The organism is Elioraea sp. (assembly GCF_022842375.1).
Classification (GTDB): Bacteria; Pseudomonadota; Alphaproteobacteria; order Acetobacterales; family Acetobacteraceae; genus Elioraea_A.
The window spans coordinates 166,860-185,555 of record NZ_JALHPR010000006.1 but is presented as its reverse complement, the minus strand read 5'-3'; the positions used below and the strand labels follow the sequence as shown (position 1 = coordinate 185,555).

The window sequence follows — 18,696 nt, the reverse complement described above, 5'->3', positions numbered from 1 at the left end:
CGCCGCACTCCGGCGTGCGCGGTGGGGGCGTCCCTACACCGAGAGGTACTGCGCCTTCACCTCCGGCTCGTTCTCCAGCGCCGGGAGCGTTCCCTGCCAGCGCACGGCCCCCTTCTCGATGATCACCGCCGCATCGGCCACGCGCGCGGCGAAATGCAGGTTCTGCTCCGACAGCACCACGGCGAGGCCCTCCGCCTTCAGCTTCGCAATGGCGTCCGCCATCTGCTCGACGATGACGGGGGCAAGGCCCTCGGAGGGTTCGTCGAGCAGGATCAGGCGGGGGTTGCCCATCAGCGTGCGCGCGATCGTCAGCATCTGCTGCTCGCCCCCACTCATCCGCCCGCCGGGGCGGTCCTGCATGCGGCCGAGATTGGGAAAGATCGCGAAGAGGCGCTCGGGCGTCCAGGGTGCGAGACCGTCGCGCGGCGGCTGGCGGCCGACGGCGAGGTTTTCCATTACCGTGAGGTCGGTGAAGATGCGGCGTTCCTCCGGCACGTAGCCGAGGCCCGCGCGCGCGATCTCGTGCGGCTGCCGGCCGGCCATCTCGACGCCGTCGAAGGTGATGGAACTGCCTTGTGCCGGGCGGACGAGACCGATGATCGACTTCATCGTGGTCGACTTGCCCGCCCCGTTGCGGCCGAGCAGCACGAGCACCTCCCCCGCGCGCGCCTCGAGCGACACGTCATGCAGGATATGGGCGCGCCCGTAGAAGGCATTGAGCCCCGTGACAGTGAGCATCGTCAGTGCCCCCCGCTCGTCGTTCCGGCGCCGAGATAGACCTCGCGCACCGCAGGGTCGTTCCGCACGGTCTCGGCCGTGCCTTCGGCGATCAGCCTGCCGCGATTCATCACGAGGATGCGGTCGGCCTGGCCGAACACCACGTCCATGTCATGCTCGGTGAAGAGGCAGGCGAGGCCGCGCGCGCGCACGATGCCGCGGGTGAGTTCCATCAGCGCGGTACGCTCCTTCGGTGCCATGCCGGCGGTGGGTTCGTCCATCAGCAGCAGCTTCGGGTCGTTGGCAAGTGCGACGGCGAGTTCGAGGCGCTTGAGGTCGCCATAGGCCAGCACGCCGCAGGGCCGCTCCGCCTGTTCCGCCATGCCGACCTGGGCGAGCAGCGCGTCGGCCTCGGCGCGGAACTTGTCGGCCGCGCGCGAGAGGAATGACCAGAGCGTGCGGTGGTGGCTGATCAGCGCCATCTGCACGTTCTCGCGCACGGTCATGGACGCGAAGGTGGCGGTGATCTGGAAGGTGCGGCCGACGCCCAAGCGCCAGATCGCGCGCGGCGCGATGCCGGCAAGCGACCGGCCGGCAAGCCGCACCTCGCCGCCATCGGCGCGGAGCTGGCCATTGACGAGGTTGAAGCAGGTGCTTTTGCCCGCTCCGTTCGGCCCGATCAGCGCGAGCATCTCGCCTGCAGCCACGCTGAACGACACGTCGGCGACGGCATGGACGCCGCCGAACCGTTTCTCGATCGAACGCACATCCAGCACTGGCGCGCTCATGCCGCTTCGAGCCCCTTCGCACGCTCCCACCGCGCCCGCGCGAAGCCGGCGATGCCAAGCGGGAAGGCAAGCACGAGGAGTACGATCGACAGCCCGAGCGCTGCGCGCCAGTACTGCGTCGTCTGCAAAATCCCGACGAACAGGCCGTGATAGGCGATGGCGCCGACGATCGGGCCCGTCACCGTCTGCACGCCGCCCAACAGAACCATCAGCAGCGCATCGACCGATTTCGGGATCGAGATGTACGTGGGAAACACCGAGCCCTTGGCGTAGGCATAGACACCACCCGCCAGCCCCGCGGCGGCGGCGGCTATGGTGAAGGCGACGAGCCTGAGCCGTGCCGTGTCGAGCCCGATCGCCTCGGCGCGGAGTTCGGAATCGCGCGCCGCCCTGAGCCCATAGCCGAAGGGCGAGAACACGAAGCGGCGCAGCAGCATCGTCGCGCCGATGCAGAGGGCCAGCGACAGCCACAGATAGACGCTCTTGTTCGTGGCCCAGGCTGACGGCCACACGCCGAGGATGCCGTTGTCGCCACCCGTGATGTCGACCCACTGGAACGCCGCAGCCCAGACGATCTGCGCGAAGGCCAGCGTGAGCATGGCGAGATAGACGCCCGAGAGGCGCACCACGAACACGCCGAACACGACGCCGAACAGCCCGGCGAACAACGGCGCCATCACGAGCCCCGCCTCCATCGGCAGCGCGAGATAGCGCAATCCCAGCGCCGCGCCGTAGGCGCCGAGGCCGAAATACGCCGCGTGACCGAAGCTCACCACGCCGCCCGGCCCCATCATCAGGTGAAGGCTCGCCGCGAACAGCACGAACACGGCGAGTTCCACCAGCACCGTCAGCGCATAGGCGCCCGCCCAGAACGGCGTGCTTGCCGCCAAGGCGAGTGCCGCGATCCCGGCCCAGGCGAGAATTGGCGGGGCAGGGCGCAGCACGGGTTCAACCATTCCCGATTGCGCGCGCGCATGCGCCTGCGGCTTGCCCAGCAGGCCGTAGGGCCTGACCATCAGCACAGCGGCCATGACGAGGAACACGAGAACGAGTGTGATCTTGGGCAGCAGCACGATGCCGAAGGCCTGCACCTCGGCGATCAGCAGGCTTGCCAGGAACGCACCAGGCACGCTGCCCATGCCGCCGACAACGACAACGACGAAGGCCTCCGCGATGATGGAGAGGTCCATCTGCAGGTTGGCCGATTGCGACGGCAGGACAAGCGCACCGCCAAGTCCTGCCAATGCCGAGCCCAGGAAGAACACGCCCGAGAACAGCTTCCGCTGGTCGACGCCCAGCGCCGCGACCATCTCGCGATCCTGCGTCGCGGCGCGCACCAGCACGCCGAAGCGCGTGCGGTGGAACAGCAGCCACAGCAACCCGAGCACGACAGGGCCGATGACGGCGAGGATCAGGTCGTACCGCGGGAAGCGCGATCCTGCGATCTCGATGAAGCCGCGCAGCCAGGGCGGCCGCGGCAACGGCAGGTCCTCCGGCCCCCAGATCGCGAGCGTCGCATCCTGGATGATCAGCACCACGCCGAAGGTGGCGAGCAGCTGGAACAGCTCCGGCGCGCGGTAGATGCGTCGAAGCAGCGTCATCTCCATCGCCACGCCGATCAGGCTGACGACGATCGCCGCCACGATCACGCCCGCGACGAACAGGTACGGCTCGCGCCCGCCCCAGTCCCAGAAGGCGCGCACGATCGTCCACGCCAGGTAGGCGCCGAGCATGTAGAAGCTGCCATGCGCGAAGTTCACGATGCGCGTGACGCCGAAGATGACGGTGAGCCCCGAGGCGATGAGGAACAGCGCCGAGGCACTCGACAGGCCCGTGAGGAACTGGATCAGGACAAAGTCCAAGCGTGCGGTCTCCGCAAGGGAACGGCCCGCGCGGATGATGCGCGGGCCGTCGTTACGAGCGCGCGATCACGCCCCCTGGGGACGCATGCGCCGCACCTCGTCATCCGACGGGAGGTAGTTCGCCCCGTCGGCGTAGCGCCAGTCGACCATCACGCCGCGGTTGTTGCGCAGCGCCGTCTTGCCGACATAGGCGCCGAGGGTTGCCTGGTGGTCGAGCGCGCGGAACACCACCGGCCCGAAGGGCGAGTTGAACGGCAGCCCGCGCAGCGCCTCGATCACCTTCTCGTTGTCGGTCGTGCCGGCCTTGCGGATGGCCTCGGCGATCGCGGTGATCATGTCGTAGCCGACGACGGTGCCGAGCCGCGGATAGTCGTTGAAGCGCGCGCGATACGCATCGCGGAAGGCGGTATGCTCCGGCGTGTTGATCTGCTCCCACGGATAGCCGGTGACGACCCAGCCCTCCGGCGTCTCATCGGCCAGCGGATCGAGATACTCCGGCTCGCCGGTGAGAAGGCTGACCACGCTGCGGCGCTCGAACAGCCCGCGCGTGTTGCCCTGGCGCACGAAGTTCGTGAGGTCAGGCCCGAACGTGACGTTGTAGATCGCTTCCGGCCGCGCCTGGGCGAGTGCCTGCACGGTCGCGCCCGCATCGATTCGCCCGAGGGCCGGCCACTGTTCAGCGACGAACTCCACGTCGGGTCGCTTCGCCATCAGCAGCTGCTTGAACCATTTCACCGCCGACTGGCCGTACTCGTAGTTGGGCGACACCGTCACCCAGCGCTTGGCGGGAAGCTTCGCCGCTTCCTCGACAAGCATCGCCGCCTGCATGTACGTGCTCGGCCGCAGGCGGAACGTGTAGCGGTTGCCCTTGTCCCACACGATCGCGTCGGTCAGCGGCTCCGACGCCACGAACAGGCGCTTCCTTTGCAATGCGAAATCGGCAACGGCGAGCCCGACATGGCTGAAGAACGTTCCGCCGAGGATGTCCACCCGCTCGTTGTCGAGGAGCTCGCCGGCAAGGCGCACGGCGTCCTGCGGGCGGCCGGCATCATCGCGCCACACCACTTCGAGCGGCCGGCCGAGGATGCCGCCGGCGGCGTTGATCTGCTCGACGCGAAGCTGCCAGCCGTTGCGGTATGGCACCGTGAAGGCGGGAAGCGTCGTGTAGCTGTTGATCTCGCCGATCCTGATCGGCTGCGTGCCCTGCGCGCGCACCAGGGCCGGGGCCGCCAGCGTGGCGGCCGAGGCGGCGAGAATTGTCCGGCGTGTCATGCTCATCGTGAATCTCCTTTTGTCCCTGTTGTCGTGTTGCGGGCCATTCTACCTGAGCCCGTCCTTGCCTTCGATCTCGGCGGTGGTGAGCCCGCCGATGCGTGGGAGCGGCCTGCCGCTGTCGGTCACCACGATGGCGACGACGATCTCGTCACGCCGCGGCGCATCGGGCACCCGGATCTCCATCGCGTCGAAATGGCTGCGCACATAGGCCGCATCCTTGTGGCCGAGCGGCACGTCGATCGCCGCTCCCATGCCGCCACGCTTCTTGGCCGATGGGATCAGCGCCGCACCCTTGCCGAGTGTGGCGCGAACCGGCGCGCCCATCTTCGGGTGAAGGATCGCGGCGGCGTGCTCGAGCTCGCCATCCTCGCCGACGATCGCTGCCTTGCCGTAGCTCTCCGCCTCGCTGCCGGCGATGCCGAGTGCCGCGACGGCGCGTTCGGCGAGCAGCCGCCCGAGCATCGCACCAACCTCGACGAGCTCTCCAAGGTCAGCCACATGCCGCCCGGCGAAGGGGTTGCCGATGACCGCGATGGCCGCTGCCTTGCGCGTCGGGGGCCCGAGGGGCTGGTCTCCCTCGCGGTGGGTCTCCTCGACCGTGACGAGAAGCTTGCGGATGAGCGGGTCTGACATGGGATGCTCCTCAGGCGGCGATCGCAAACGATGGCGTGCCGACGATGGCGCGGCGGCCGCCGAGATGCAGGATCGCGGCGGTGGCGAGGCCGCGCGCGGCGCAGTCTCGCGCAACCCGCGCGCCCGCCTCCAGCGCGGCGTCGATCTCGGCGTCGGTGAGAGGGCCGACATCCCACGTCACCGGAAGGTCGCCGAGGTCGCTGTCGGGGTCGATCGCCGAGGCGGGGCGGCGTGTGATGCCAGCGTGGCCCGGCAGGTCGACGGCGTTGGCGATCATCGTCGCCGCCGCGTCGGCCGCGGCGGCGCTGGCCGCGAGCACCGTCACCGCATCCGCGATGCCGCCGCTGAAAGATCGCCCGCCCTTGCCCTTGCAGCGACGCCCGCTCGTCGCGATCCCACCGATGCCGTCCTGCGCGCCGATGGTGGCGATCGCATTGAGGCCAGGTGCCGCGAGGTCCGCAACAATCCCGCAGCGGAACGACTGTCCTGCCGAGAGGTGGATCGCGATGTCTCCGCCATCGTTGACGAGCGCGCGGGCCAGAGTCCGATCGTGCAGCAGCGTCGTGAGAAGGTGATCGGCGACTGCGCCGGCAACAGCAGCCATTGGGGTGATGAAGCCGCTGGCGAATGGAGCGCACGCCGCATGCATGCGCCGCGCGATCTCGCCACGCGGCATCGGTGAGGGAAGGGCGGTGCGGAGCAGCGGGAGCTCGGCGCAGAGTCCCGGCAGCACGGCGGGAAACGCTTGGGCGACCTGCGCATAGGCCGCACTCACATCGCCCGCATCGCCCCAGGCCTGCACGATCGCATCGATCGGCCCGTGCTGGAGATGCAGCCGCCCGCCCGGCAGCATGGCGACCACGGCGCTCACGCCGGCACGACTGGCCAGGGGTTCGCCGCGTCCCACGCGATGGGCCGAAGGTCGTTCCGCTCACGCAGCGAGGCGAGGGGGCGCACGCGGTCCATGTGCCCGCCCATCGCGGCATAGTCGGCGAGCGGAAGCGTGAACTCGATGGGTGCCACGAGGGCCGGCGTCGGCACATGGCCGAAGGAGCCATCCGGCATCGCCAGCACGTCGGCCATGTAGGTGATGCCGCCGCCGGGCCAGAGGAACACCGGCGCCCCGCCTGACGTGACGCGCGTGAGGGAGGCGCGCACCGAGCGTGTGAGGCGAACGGGATTGTCCGTCACCCCGGCACGGAGAGATCCGCCGGCGCCTGCCATGAACAGCACCGACGTCAGCGCCGGCTCGCAATTCTCGCCGATGCGGTCTACCACCGCGGTGATCGCGGGCGGCATGTCGGCCGGCACGGGTGCCAGTGTGTCGTCTAGCACGAACCAGGCCGCATGCTCGCCCGTGGTGCTGACCATCAGCAGCCGAAGCCCCGGCCAGGCGAGCTTGGCGTCGATCCGCTCGATGATCGCGAGCGGATCGGTGATGTCGGTGCCGCCCCAGCCCGTGCCCGGATGCGCCACCTGGAAGTAGCGGCCTGGGGTGGAGCGGCGCCCGCGCACGCGGATGCCGGAGGGGCGCATGTCGAGGAAGCGCCCCGCCTGGTGTTCGGACAGAACACCGGTGATGTGGTCATCGACCACGATCACCTCGTCGGCGTGGCCGAGCCATTGCCGGGCGAAGATGCCGATCGTGGCACTGCCGCAGCCGACCCGCATCCGCTCCTCCGCCACGCCCCCGATGATCGGCGCGCGGCCAGCCTGGATGGTGAGCGCAGCACCACCATCGACGGTGAGATCGACCGCGCCCTTGTTGGCGAGCGCGAGCAGCGTGTCGCAGGTGACCACACCTTCCTTCTTGCCGCCGCCCGTGAGGTGTCGCACGCCGCCGAGCGAGAGCATCTGCGAGCCGTACTCGGCCGTCGTCACATGCCCCACCTGCTCGCCATTCGCGCGCACGGGTGCGCATTCGGGGCCGATGAAACGGTCGGTGTCGATCTTCACCTTCAGCCCGCAATAGCTGAAGATTCCCTCCGTCACGACCGTCACCATCTCCACCCCATCGATTTCGGAGGCGACGATGAAGGGGGCGGGCTTGTAATCGGGGTAGGTCGTGCCGGCGCCGATGCCGGTGACGAAGGCGGTGGCACCTGACAGCGCCGAGCCATCCCACGCCTGGCCGAGGAACGGGATCACCCCGTCGGGGCCGGCGCGCGCGGCGATCACCAGCGGGTCCATCCTGATCAGCCGGCCCGCCTCGTTGCCGTAACGATCGCAGGCACCCGTCTTGCCGGGTCGGATGCGGCAGAGAACGGGGCAGGCATCGCAGGTGACGATGCCGCCTTCCCTGTCCTTCGCGTGTGCGAGCGCCTCCGCGTCAGGCGCGTCGGTCGATTGCTTCGTCTCGGTCATCGCGCGGCACCGGCTGCGAGCAGCGCTGCGCGCACGCGATCCGGCGTGGCCGGTGCGCGCGTGAGCCGCACGCCGGTGGCGTGGTGGACGGCGCCGAGGATGGCAGGTGCTGTCGCGATCAACGCAGGCTCGCCGATACCCTTGGCACCGAAGGGTCCGAGCGGATCGGGGTCCTCGACCAGCGTCACCTCGATGGGCGGGATGTCGCCGATGGTGGGGATCAGGTAGTCGTGCAGGTTCTCGTTCCGGCCGGGGAAGAACTCCTCCATCAGCGCGAGCCCGAGCCCCTGCGCGATGCCGCCATGGATCTGGCCCTCGACCTGGATCGGGTTCACCGCGCGGCCGACATCATGCGCGGCAAGGATGCGCAAGGGGCGGACGGTGCCGAGTGCGGTGTCCACTTCCACCAGCGCCACTTGCGCGGCGAAGGCGTAGGCCGCGTAGGGGATGCCCCGGCCATCGGCATCGAGCGCGGTGGTCGGCGGATCGAACCTGCCTTCGCCCACCAGCACGTCGCCATGCGGATCGGCTGCCAGGCGAACGAGATCGGGGATCACGCTCCGCCTGCCATCGTCGATGACGATGCCGCCCGGCGTGGGCACCAGCCGCGCATCGGGGCCGGCATTGGCGAGCGCGAGCAGCCTGCGGCGCAGGTCCTCGCCCGCTGCCTTCGCCGCGTTGCCCGACACGAAGGTCTGCCGCGAGGCGGAGGTCTTGCCGGCATCGCGCGTGAGGTCGGTGTCGGCGGTGGTGACGCGGAGCGCGGCGACGGGAACGCCGAGCGCATCGGCCGCGATCTGCGCCATGATCGTCTTCGAGCCCTGGCCGATATCCATCGCCCCGCAATAGAGCGTCAGCGTGCCATCGCGGGCGAGGCCGAGCGTCATGTCGGAGGGGTTGGACATCGAGGTGTTGCCGATGCCGTACCACATGCAGGCAACGCCCGCGCCACGACGCGACGCGCCCTTCTCCGCGCGGTTGAATGCCTCCGCCTCGGCGCGGAGCTCCATCCACCGCGGTGCGAGGGCTTCGAGGCAATCGGCCATGCCGACGGCGTGGCGCAGCACCTGGCCCGTCGGTGTCGCGTCACCGGGCCGGATCGCGTTGGCGAGGCGGAACGCAAGCGGATCGAGGCCGCAACGTTCGGCCAGCATGTCCATCAGCGCCTCGTGCGCGATCGCTGCCTGTGGCACGCCGAACCCACGGAACGCACCCGCGGGCGTGTCGGTCGTGTGCAGCGCGGCGGAGGTGTTGAGCACGTTGGGGATGGTGTAGGGCCCGGTCGCGTGCACCGGCACGCGGTTGGCCACCGTTGGGCCCCAGCTGGCGTAGGCACCGGTGTTGAAATCGCCGTGGAACCGATAGGCGGTGAGTTTTCCGTCCGCGTCGCACGCGGCCTCCGCGGTGATGCGCGAGGGATGGCGCTTGGTGGTGGACGCCATGCTCTCGGGCCGCGTGTAGACGCAGCGCACGGGCTGGCCGAGCAGCCACGCGGCGATCGCGACGAGGGGCTGCACCGAGAGGTCGAGCTTGCCGCCGAAGCCGCCGCCCGTTGCCGTCGGGATCACCCGCACCTGGGCCTGCAGGATGCCGAGGATCAGCGCGAGCTCGTCACGGTCCATGTACGGCGTCTGGGTGCAGGCGACGATCTCGATGCGCTCGCCCACACGCCGCGCGTAGCCGGCCTCGGGCTCGATATAGGCATGCTCGACGAAGCCCGTCTCGACCGAGACCGAGGCGCGGTGTGGCGACGCCACGAGTGCTGCCTCGGCGTCGCCTGTCTTCACGCGGCCACGGCAGAGCACGTTGCCCGGCGCATGGGCGTGCAGGTCAGGCCCCAGGCCTGCGCGGGCATCTTCGAAGGTCACGGGGGGCAGGACCTCCCACGTGATCGGAACGTCCTCGTCACGGATCGCGGCGACTGTCTCGGCATCGCCGACAAGGGCGACGACAGCCTCGCCGCGCATCCGCACGAGACCCGGGGCGAGGGCGGGCTGGTCCTTGCCTGTCGGGTAGATGCCGAAGAGGTTTTGGCCAGGCACGTCGGCTGCGGTGAGAACGCGCACGAGGCCGGGGAAGCGTGCATGCAGCGGGGCGAGATCGCCGATGCCGAACCGCGCATGCGGGTGCGGGCTGCGCACGGCGCGCAGCGTCAGGAACGCGCTCTCCGGCAGCGCATCGGCGCCGAAACGATGCGCACCGGTGACGATCGCCTCGGCGTCGGGGTGTGGCAGGCGGGCGCCGACGGCGGCTCCTGCGACAGGAGCGGCATCGACGGGCAAACGCTCGTTCCGCCCGAGGCTCAACACCGCCTCGACGATCTTGCGATAGCCGGTGCAGCGGCAGAGGACGCCGCCGAGGGCATCGAGCACCGCCGGCTCGTCTGGCGTGGGGTTGCGGGCCAGCAGGTCGGCTGCCGCCATCAGCATTCCGGGCGTGCAGATGCCGCACTGTGCAGCACCTTGGTCGGCGAAGGCCTGTTGCAGCGCCGAGAGCCGCCCCTGTTCGGCGAGGCCCTCGACCGTCGTCACCGCGCGCCCCGCCACCTGGCCCGCTGGAACGAGGCAGGCACATACCTGGCGGCCATCGAGCAGCACGGTGCAGGCGCCGCAATCACCGGCGTTGCAGCCGATCTTGGTGCCCGTCAGCCCGAGCGTGTCGCGCAGCAGGTCGGACAGCCGCGTCGCCGGGGGCGTGTGCACGTCCGCCGCCGCGCCGTTGAGGGTGAAGGCGATCCGTTCCGCTGGCGATCTCATCGCAGGGCCTCCACGGCGCGGCGAAGCAGGGTGAGCGCGGCATCGCGCCGGTATGCGGCGGGGGCGCGCACGTCATCGATCGGGGCGAGGGGGGCGAGATGCGCCTCCGTCACCAGCGCGCCGTCCGGCCGTTTGCCGGCCAGGGCGGCCTCGAGTGCTGGAAGCCTGACGGCGGCCGCGCTGCACGCACCCACCGCGAGCCGGGCCGTGGCGATCGTGCCATCCTCGGCGAACTCGGCCACGGCCCCGACCATGACGATGCTGATCACGAGGTAGCGCCGCCCGCCGAGCTTGAGGAACACGCTGCGCGCAGGGTTGCGCGGGCGTGGGATGGTGATCGCCGTCACCATCTCGTCACCCCGCCGCGCGGTGCGGCGGTTGCCGAGCACGAACCCGGCGATCGGCACCGCACGCTCACCGCCCGCGGAGGCGAGATGCACCGTGGCGTCGAGGGCAAGCAGGTTCGGAATGCCATCGGCCGCCGGGCTCGCATTGCAAAGATTGCCCGCGATCGTCCCCGTGTTCTGGATCTGCACCCCGCCGACCTCGCGCGCGGCGGCCTTCAGCCCGTCGAATAGCGGCGGCAGGGGCGCCTCGATCACGTCGGTCCAGCTGGCCGCCGCGCCGATGCGCCAGCCGGCATCGGATTCCACGATGCCGGACAGCGCGCCGATCGCAGTGATGTCGAGCAGGTCATCCTCCGGCGGGCGGCCGACGCGCGTGGGGTAGTAGTCGGTCCCGCCGGCCAGCACGATGCGCGGCCCGGCAGCAAGCGCTGCCAGCGCCTCGGGCATGGATGTCGGGCGCAGATAGCTTCCCATCACCGTCTCCGGTCCGGTGCGACGCTCTCCCTCGCCACAGCCGATATTGTTCGTGTGCATACGATCTACCGGCGTGGCCTCGCTTGTCAATCACACTGTCGCGCCCCCCTCGCGCTCGCGCGGCGACATCGCGCGCCGGCGCGTCGGGGGGTTTCGGCCCGGGCCTTCGTGACCTACCCTGCGGAACGCGATTCCGCCCGGTCGCGGCAAGGGGAGAATGTCATGGCGCGCATCGGCTTCATCGGTCTCGGCAACATGGGTGCGCCCATGGCGCTGAACCTGGTGCGGGCCGGGCATGCGCTGACGGTGTTCGACCTCACGCCCGACCGCACGGGCAAGCTCGTTGCCGAGGGCGCCATCGCCTCTGAAACACCGCAGGGTGTTGCCGAGGGGGCCGAGGTGATCATCACCATGCTGCCCGCTGGCCGCGAGGTGCGCGCCGTCTATGGCGGCACCGGCGGGCTCGTGGAGGTCGCGGAACCCGGCGCGCTGCTGATCGACTGTTCGACGATCGACGTCGCCACCGCGCGTGAGATGGCCGCCGCTGCGGCGGAGGCGGGCATCGCGATGATCGATGCGCCCGTCTCCGGTGGTGTCGGCGGGGCGGAGGCGGGAACGTTGACCTTCATGGTCGGCGGCACGCCCGATGACGTGATGCGCGCGCAGCCGATCCTCGCCGCGATGGGGCGCAGCATCGTCCATGCCGGCGAGGCGGGGGCGGGGCAGGCGGCCAAGATCTGCAACAACATGATCCTCGGCATCTCGATGATCGGCGTCGCCGAGGCCTTCGTGCTCGCCGAGAAGCTCGGCCTGTCGCACCAGGCGCTGTTCGACATCGCATCCGCCTCCTCCGGCCAGTGCTGGTCTCTCACCACCTACTGTCCGGTTCCCGGCCCTGTGCCGACGAGCCCTGCAAACCGCGGCTACGCGCCAGGCTTCACCGCGGCGATGATGCTGAAGGACCTCGAGCTTGCCCGCGGGGCTGCCGAGGCGAATGGCGCGCACGCCGAGCTTGGCGCGGTCGCCGCCGCCCTCTATCGCCGCTTCGCCGAAGGCGGGGATGCCGGCGTTGATTTCTCCGGCATCATCAGGATGATCCGTGGCGCCTGATGGGGTGGCCGGATCCGGGGGCGACGGACGCGACGATCCTCTCCTCGGCACGCTGAGGCGGCGCTTCGGCTTCCCGGGCTTCCGCCCTGGCCAGGAAGACGTCGTCCGCGCGCTCGGCGGAGGGCGCGACGTCCTGGCGGTGATGCCGACGGGGGCGGGGAAGAGCGTGTGCTACCAGGTGCCGGCCGCGGTCGCGCACCAGGCGCGCGGGGCGATCGCGGTCGTGGTCTCGCCACTGATCGCGCTGATGGCAGACCAGGTGCAGCGTCTGCAGGCAAGCGGCGTTCCGGCGGGCGCGATCAACAGCGCATCCGATCGCGCGGCGAATGTCGAGACCTGGCGGGCAGCGGCGCGCGGCGACCTTGCGCTGCTCTACATGAGTCCCGAGCGTCTCACCGATCCGCGCATGCTCGATGCGCTGGGGCGTCTCGACCTCTCTGCCATCATCGTCGACGAAGCGCATTGCGTGAGCCAGTGGGGCCATGATTTCCGCCCCGAGTACATGGCGCTGTCCTGCCTGCGCGAGCGTTTCGATGCCGTTCCGATCGGCGCGTTCACGGCAACCGCCGATGCGGCGACGCGGCGCGAGATCGCGCGCGTGCTGCTGAGGCAGGGCGCGCTCGTGCACGTACTCGGCTTCGACAGGCCGAACATCACGCTGGCGGTCGAGCCTAAATCCGGCAAGGCGGGGGCCGAGGCGCGCATCGCTGCCCTGGTGGCGGCAGAGCAGGGGGCTGCCGGCATCGTCTACTGCACCAGCCGCAAGGACACGGAGGCCGTGGCGGCGATGCTCGCATCCCGCGGCGTCAACGCCTTCGCCTACCATGCCGGCATGACGACGGACGCGCGCACCGAGGCGCAGGACCGTTTCATGACCGAACCGGGTGCGGTTGCGGTCGCGACCGTCGCCTTCGGCATGGGGATCGACAAGCCCGACGTGCGCTTCGTCATCCATGCCGGGCTTCCGGGCGGCGTCGAGGCCTACTACCAGGAGATCGGCCGCGCCGGGCGCGATGGCGAGCCCGCGCGCGCGACCATGCTGTTCTCGATGGCTGACGTGATGATGCGGCGTCGGATGATCGCGCAAGGCAACGCGCCCGATGCGCACCAGCGGATGGAACTCCAGCGGCTTCGCGCGCTGATCGGCTATGCCGAGAGCCGCACCTGCCGCCGCGTCGCGCTGCTCGCGCATTTCGGGGAGGAGAGCGAGGCGTGCGGTGCCTGCGACATCTGCGCCGGCAGCGAGGGCGTGCATGCGCCGGTGGAGAAGCGCCGCGCGCCGAAGGCCGCTGCCGCCGCGCATGCCGTCGATGCGTCCGACCCGTGCCTCGTCGCGCTGAAGGCGTTGAGGCTCACGCTCGCGCGTGACCGCAAGGTGCCGGCCTACGTGATCTTCCCCGACAGCACGCTGGCCGCCATGGCATCCGCGCGGCCAGCGTCGCGCGAGGCGATGGCAGCGCTGCCTGGCGTCGGCGAGAAGAAGCTCGCTGATTTCGGCGAGGCGTTCCTGGCCGCCCTCGCGCCGTTTCGCTGAAGTCAGTTGCTGCCGTCGAGGGCCGGGTCGAGCATGCGTTCGGCGCTGTCGTTCCAAACATCCGCGCGCACGATCAGCCCATCGGGCCGGACGACCATGCGGTCGACGAAACGATTGCCGTCGAACGAACGCCCGTCAGGCCAGGCGCCGTGGAGAACGCCGAGGCAGTAGACGACAAGGCCGCCCGTCTCCGCGTCCGGTGCGACGTCCCACCGCTCGATGCGCTTGGCGACATGGGCGTAGCGGGCGGCGTTGAAGCGGCCGACCTCCTGTGGCGCGGCGAAATGCCGGCCGCCGGTGAAGACGATCACGGCACCGGGGGCGAGGTAGCTGCTCGCCTCCGGGTCCTTCGCCATCGACAGCAGCACGAAGCGCTGCACGCGCGCGATCAACGCCTCGCGCTGCGTGGCGCCGGCACCATCCATCATCGCCTCTCTCCTGTGCCGCCGGCCAGGCCGGCCCGAAGCGCCAGTGCGCGCACGCCCTCAGGCGCCGAGATCGGTCGGCTGTTCCTGTGGCGGAACGGCGCTCGTGCCCGTCACCTGCCAGTGGTGGTGCAGCACCGCGAGGGCAGCCGAGGCGAGGCGCGCGCGCGCATCGTCCGCCCTGCTGGTCAGCATCACCGGCACGGCGGCACCGAGCACCAGGCCCGCGGCATCGGCATGCGCGACGAAGGTGAGGTTCTTGGCAAGCATGTTGCCGGCCTCGAGGTTCGGCACCACCAGCACCTCGGCGTGGCCCGCGACGAGCGAGGCGATGCCCTTGGTGCGTGCGGCATCGATGTCGATTGCATTGTCCATCGCGAGCGGCCCATCGACGATGCCGCCGGTGATCTGCCCGCGCTCTGCCATCTTGGAGAGGACGGCTGCATCGATGCTCGAGGGAATGGCAGGATTTACCGTCTCGACTGCACTCATGATCGCGACCTTCGGCCGTGCGATGCCGATGGCGCGCGCGAGGTCGATCGCGTTCTGCACGATGTCGGCCTTCGTCATCAGGTCGGGCAGGATGTTGATCGCGGCATCCGTCACGAGCAGGAGATGGGAGAGGCCGGGCGCATCGAGCACGAACACGTGGCTGAGGCGACGCTTCGTGCGCAATCCGCCGTCGCGCTTGATGATCTCGTGCAGCAGTTCATCCGAATGCAGCGCGCCCTTCATGACGGCGGCGGCACGATCCTCGTGCACGAGTGCCACGGCCCGCGCGGCGGCGGCATGGCTGTGGGGCGCGTCGACGATCTCGAAGCCGGTGATGTCGACGCCCGCCGCCTCCGCCGCCGCCCGGATCTTGGCCGTTGGCCCGACCAGGAGGGGAATGATCAGCCCTGCCTTCGCCGCCTCCGCCACGCCTTCGAGGGAGGCGCCGTCGCAGGGGTGGGCAACGGCGGTCGGCAGCGCGGGGAGGCCGGCGCAGGCAGCGATCAGCCGGTCGAACTTGGCATGGCGGTGGAACACGAGGTCGGGCAGGTTCGCGTCGCCGAGGGCCACGCGCTTCGTCGGCGCCAGAACCTCGCACTCGCCCTCGGCGATGATCGCGCCGCGCTGGTTGGTCACCACCCCATCGAACAGCACGACGTTGCCCGCCCGCTTCTCGCGCACCGTGACGCGCACCGAGAGCGTGTCGCCGACATGGGCGCGGCCGAGGAAGCGCACGGCCTGTGACCGGTAGAGCGTTCCGGGCCCCGGCAGGCGGTTGCCGAGCACGGCCGAGAACAGCGCAGCAACCCACATGCTGGGGGCCACTGCCGTCTCGTCGTCACCCTCGCCCTGGCGGCCGTCGAGGTGCAACGGGTTGAGGTTGCCCGAGGCGTGGGCGAACACCACGAGGTCGTTCTGCGCCAGGGTGCGCGTCACGGTCGCGGTGTCGCCGATGGCGATCTCGTCGAAGGTCCGATTCGAGGCCGCCTCCATCGCAGGATTACTGAGGCAGGGCGTTGATCAGGACCATCGCGGCGAAGGCATCGCCCGGCGCGCGGCCGGGAAAGTGCCGCCGCGCGATCTCGACGATGCCGCCGTCGCGGTAGAGGCGCGCAATCGCGCGATCAGCCGCGAGCCTGAGGCCGCTTTCGCCGCGCGCCATCGCGATGCCGTAGGTCTCGAGCGTCATCAGCCTGTCCGCGATCACGAAGGCATCCGGCGTCGTGGTGCGGCCGCGGAGATCGACCAGGATCTCGAGATCCGCGGCATAGCCGTCGAGAAGCCCGGCTGACAGCGCGGTGACGCCATCGCCATGGGTCGCGACATCGATCACCTGCGCCTGGAGCTGGCCCGCGGCGACCAGCCCCTTGACCGCGACCTCCGTCGTCGTGCCGGCGAGCACGCCCAGCCGTCGCGGTGGATTGGCGGGCATGCCGACGCCGCCGCCGCCCAGGGGGGGAATCGAGACGGGACCTGGCGTCAGCCGGCCCATCAGTCCGGCGCCCGTGATGAAGGTGGGCAGCGAGAAGTCGACGCGCTCACGCCGGCCGAGCGTGACGGACGAGGCCTCGCACAGCAGGTCGACCCGCTTCTCGGTGAGCATGGCGAAGCGGTTGCCGGCATCGACGACGACGAACTCCGCCGTCAGCGTCTTGCCGGCCTCGCGCGAGATCTCGGCGATGACCGCCTGGCAGATGTCGATCTGGTAGCCGGCATAGCCGCCTTCGGGGCGTGCGACGGAGAAGGGCGGCGCATCGGCGCGCACGCCAAGGCGGACATTGCCGCGCGCGACGGCGTCCGACAGTGCGTCGGCCACAGCATTGGCGCTGCCGAGGGCAAGCATGAAGACGCCGAGGATTGCGCTCGGAACAGCACGTCGCATCGCGTTTTTCTCTCCCATGATCAGCCGGCACGCGACCATGCGGCGCAAGTGAGGAAGGATGCAAGCGCCTCTCTGCGAAGCCTTTGTCTCAGGTTGTGACTTCAGGCAACCAGCGCGTCGCCGCCGGCACCGCAGACGATGGCGCAGACGCGCTCGCCAGGCGCCGGCCGGTAGGCGCCGGCGAGCAGGGCGGCGGCGGCGGCAGCGCCGGAGAGATCGGCCGCAAGCCCGTATTCCGCCCAGAGATGGCGGCTGGCGTGCGCGAGATCCTCATCCTCCACCAGCACGATCTCGGCCACATGGCGCTGGATGAGCGCGAAGTTCGCCTCGTCCGTCCGGCGCGCGGCGAGCGTCGGCACGCGGGTTGTCACGGAGGGAAGGGTCACAACCTGCCCGGCTGCGAGTGAGGCGTGGAGCGTGGGCGCGCCGGTCGGCTCTACGCCGACGATCCGGATCGTCGGCTTCAGCGCAGCGGCAGCCGCCGCGATGCCCGTGATGAGCCCGCCGCCACCGATCGCGACGAGGAAGGTGTCGATGCCCGGATCGTCTGCGAGCGCCTCGAGGGCGATCGTGCCCTGGCCTGCGGCGACCGCAGGATCGGCGAAGGGGTGGACATAGGCCCCACCGGTCTCGGCGGCGATGGCGTGCGCCCGCGCATCCGCCTCGTCCCAGACGGCCCCTTCGATGATCAGTGTCGCGCCGTAGCTTCGGATGCGCGCTGCCTTGTCGGGGTGAACGCCGGTCGGCACCACCACGGTCGCGGGCAGGCCGGCCTCGCGCGCGGCATAGGCAATCGCGATGCCGTGGTTGCCGCCAGAGGCGGTGACGAGGCCGCGCGCGCGGCCCGCCTCGTCGAGCAGGGTGAGCCGGCTGAATGCCCCCCGCGCCTTGAAGCTGCCCGAGGCCTGGAGGCATTCGAGCTTCAGCGTCACGGTGCCGTCGGCGCACAGCTTCGCGTGGGCGGGGGTTGCGGCCATGGTGGGCGTGCGGCGGACGAAGGGGGCGATGCGCCCCGCTGCGGCGCGGATGTCGTCGATCGTGATCATCCAGCCACTGTAGAGCGGCTGGACGCTCCCGTCAGGAGGCGGCGGCAGCGGCGGCAGCGGCGAAGGGGCATTCGCCCTTCCGGCGCTTGCGGCTTTCCGCGGCATAGCGGCCGCGGTGCCGGTCCGGGTCGATGCAGGGCTCGACGACCGTGGTTCGGTAGTCGGCCCAGTCCTCGTCGGTCATCGTCGCGATGTCGGCGACCACGCGGCCGGAGTTCTGCAACTCTTCGGCATACATCATGCGGGGCACGGGAATGGCCGTGGCGAAGGGGAAGTCGGGATCGAGTCGCACCGGCACGTCGGTCTTCGTCAGGCGGATATTCGTGAAGAGGGGGCCAAACCAGCGGTCGGTCTCGACCACGCCCTCGTACACCTCGTAGCCGGGCGCGCGCGGCAGGTTGGCGGGAGGGCGGACCAGAAGGCTCCAGCCGGGGGCAGTGCGGGCGATCAGGCCGGACCAGATCTGCACCACGCCAGGTTCCTTCAGCGCGGCGACGAAGGGCGGCGAATAGCCGCGCACCTTCTCGGGTGCCGCGGCATCGAAGGTGTCGGCGAAGCCGGGGAACTGAGCGACGGTCAGCGGGAGGAAGCCGTGCTCCTCGCCGCCGTCCCATGTCCAGAACACCTGCGAGCCGTCCCAGATGAAGGTGAGGCCGATGGGGGGGAAGACGTACCAGCCCAGGCCCGTCGCGGTGGTCACCGCCTCGCAATAGCGGAAGGCGCGCGTCGGCAGCGTGCCGGCGCCCGAGCGGTCGGCGCGCTGGGGGGCGCGGGCGGTGCCGATCATGCGGTTAAAGGTGACCAGGGGGGCAGAGAGCGTGGTGGCTGGGAGCTTCGTCATAGGACCATCATCCTCTAGCGGTTCTCAGGCCCTGTTCCGTTTGACGGAACGTCGCGTCTTGCTGCGCGGGGCATCGGCAGTGGGGAGCTGGGGGGCGCGCGAGGCCCGGGGCGGGGAGGGGGGAGGGGCGCCCCAGTTGGGCCTCGCGCT

At 70.3% G+C, this 18,696-nt stretch carries 16 protein-coding genes; 2 read left to right on the top strand and 14 right to left on the bottom strand.

Annotated elements, in window-relative coordinates; translation table 11 throughout:
* Positions 1 to 33: 33 nt before the first annotated feature.
* The 9 genes from Q0C38_RS08080 to Q0C38_RS08040 all read right to left on the bottom strand — a co-directional run bounded on the left by Q0C38_RS08080 (position 34) and on the right by Q0C38_RS08040 (position 11,306).
* The gene (locus tag Q0C38_RS08080; RefSeq protein WP_291296562.1) at positions 34 to 738 is read right to left on the bottom strand and encodes an ABC transporter ATP-binding protein; all 705 of its coding nucleotides are present in this window, start codon (positions 736 to 738) and stop codon (positions 34 to 36) included.
* A gap of 2 nt (positions 739 to 740) precedes the next feature.
* A complete protein-coding gene (locus Q0C38_RS08075; RefSeq protein ID WP_291296561.1) occupies positions 741 to 1,505 on the bottom strand; it encodes an ABC transporter ATP-binding protein in 765 nt (254 codons plus the stop codon).
* Positions 1,502 to 3,367 carry an ABC transporter permease gene (locus tag Q0C38_RS08070; RefSeq protein ID WP_291296560.1) on the bottom strand — a complete coding sequence of 622 codons (1,866 nt, stop codon included), beginning with the start codon at positions 3,365 to 3,367 and terminating at the stop codon, positions 1,502 to 1,504. The genes Q0C38_RS08075 and Q0C38_RS08070 overlap by 4 nt, the downstream gene beginning before the upstream one ends.
* A gap of 66 nt (positions 3,368 to 3,433) precedes the next feature.
* Positions 3,434 to 4,645 (bottom strand): ABC transporter substrate-binding protein, encoded by a 1,212-nt coding sequence (locus tag Q0C38_RS08065; protein ID WP_408870018.1) that lies wholly within the window; start codon positions 4,643 to 4,645, stop codon positions 3,434 to 3,436.
* Between the two features lie 42 nt (positions 4,646 to 4,687).
* Positions 4,688 to 5,275: an amino acid synthesis family protein gene (locus Q0C38_RS08060; RefSeq protein ID WP_291296559.1), complete on the bottom strand. Its 588-nt coding sequence runs from the start codon at positions 5,273 to 5,275 to the stop codon at positions 4,688 to 4,690.
* 10 nt (positions 5,276 to 5,285) lie between these two features.
* A complete protein-coding gene (locus Q0C38_RS08055; protein ID WP_291296558.1) occupies positions 5,286 to 6,146 on the bottom strand; it encodes a UPF0280 family protein in 861 nt (286 codons plus the stop codon).
* Positions 6,143 to 7,639 (bottom strand): 6-hydroxynicotinate reductase, encoded by a 1,497-nt coding sequence (locus Q0C38_RS08050; protein WP_291296557.1) that lies wholly within the window; start codon positions 7,637 to 7,639, stop codon positions 6,143 to 6,145. The genes Q0C38_RS08055 and Q0C38_RS08050 overlap by 4 nt, the downstream gene beginning before the upstream one ends.
* Positions 7,636 to 10,395 (bottom strand): molybdopterin cofactor-binding domain-containing protein, encoded by a 2,760-nt coding sequence (locus Q0C38_RS08045; protein ID WP_291296556.1) that lies wholly within the window; start codon positions 10,393 to 10,395, stop codon positions 7,636 to 7,638. Before Q0C38_RS08045 ends, Q0C38_RS08050 begins: the two co-directional genes overlap by 4 nt.
* Complete coding sequence (locus Q0C38_RS08040) at positions 10,392 to 11,306, bottom strand: xanthine dehydrogenase family protein subunit M (RefSeq protein WP_291296555.1); 915 nt, start codon at positions 11,304 to 11,306, stop codon at positions 10,392 to 10,394. The genes Q0C38_RS08045 and Q0C38_RS08040 overlap by 4 nt, the downstream gene beginning before the upstream one ends.
* A gap of 132 nt (positions 11,307 to 11,438) precedes the next feature.
* On the opposite strand from Q0C38_RS08040, the gene mmsB reads away from it, so the two are divergent.
* Both mmsB and Q0C38_RS08030 read left to right on the top strand, forming a co-directional pair.
* Positions 11,439 to 12,326, top strand: coding sequence for a 3-hydroxyisobutyrate dehydrogenase (mmsB, locus tag Q0C38_RS08035; protein WP_291296554.1), 888 nt, complete (start codon positions 11,439 to 11,441; stop codon positions 12,324 to 12,326).
* A 4-nt stretch (positions 12,327 to 12,330) separates the two neighbouring features.
* Positions 12,331 to 13,860 carry an ATP-dependent DNA helicase RecQ gene (locus tag Q0C38_RS08030; RefSeq protein ID WP_291296553.1) on the top strand — a complete coding sequence of 510 codons (1,530 nt, stop codon included), beginning with the start codon at positions 12,331 to 12,333 and terminating at the stop codon, positions 13,858 to 13,860.
* Between the two features lie 2 nt (positions 13,861 to 13,862).
* Here Q0C38_RS08030 and Q0C38_RS08025 read toward each other — a convergent pair whose 3' ends face one another.
* The 5 genes from Q0C38_RS08025 to Q0C38_RS08005 all read right to left on the bottom strand — a co-directional run bounded on the left by Q0C38_RS08025 (position 13,863) and on the right by Q0C38_RS08005 (position 18,546).
* Positions 13,863 to 14,288, bottom strand: a complete 426-nt coding sequence (locus tag Q0C38_RS08025; RefSeq protein ID WP_291296552.1) for a nuclear transport factor 2 family protein — start codon at positions 14,286 to 14,288, stop codon at positions 13,863 to 13,865.
* Between the two features lie 57 nt (positions 14,289 to 14,345).
* Entirely contained in the window at positions 14,346 to 15,770 is a 1,425-nt protein-coding gene (locus tag Q0C38_RS08020; RefSeq protein ID WP_291296551.1) for a bifunctional enoyl-CoA hydratase/phosphate acetyltransferase, read from the bottom strand.
* 7 nt (positions 15,771 to 15,777) lie between these two features.
* Complete coding sequence (locus tag Q0C38_RS08015) at positions 15,778 to 16,659, bottom strand: amino acid ABC transporter substrate-binding protein (protein WP_291296550.1); 882 nt, start codon at positions 16,657 to 16,659, stop codon at positions 15,778 to 15,780.
* Between the two features lie 101 nt (positions 16,660 to 16,760).
* Entirely contained in the window at positions 16,761 to 17,705 is a 945-nt protein-coding gene (locus tag Q0C38_RS08010; protein WP_291296549.1) for a threonine/serine dehydratase, read from the bottom strand.
* A gap of 31 nt (positions 17,706 to 17,736) precedes the next feature.
* A complete protein-coding gene (locus tag Q0C38_RS08005) occupies positions 17,737 to 18,546 on the bottom strand; it encodes a DUF6065 family protein (protein WP_291296548.1) in 810 nt (269 codons plus the stop codon).
* Between the last annotated feature and the right edge of the window lie 150 nt (positions 18,547 to 18,696).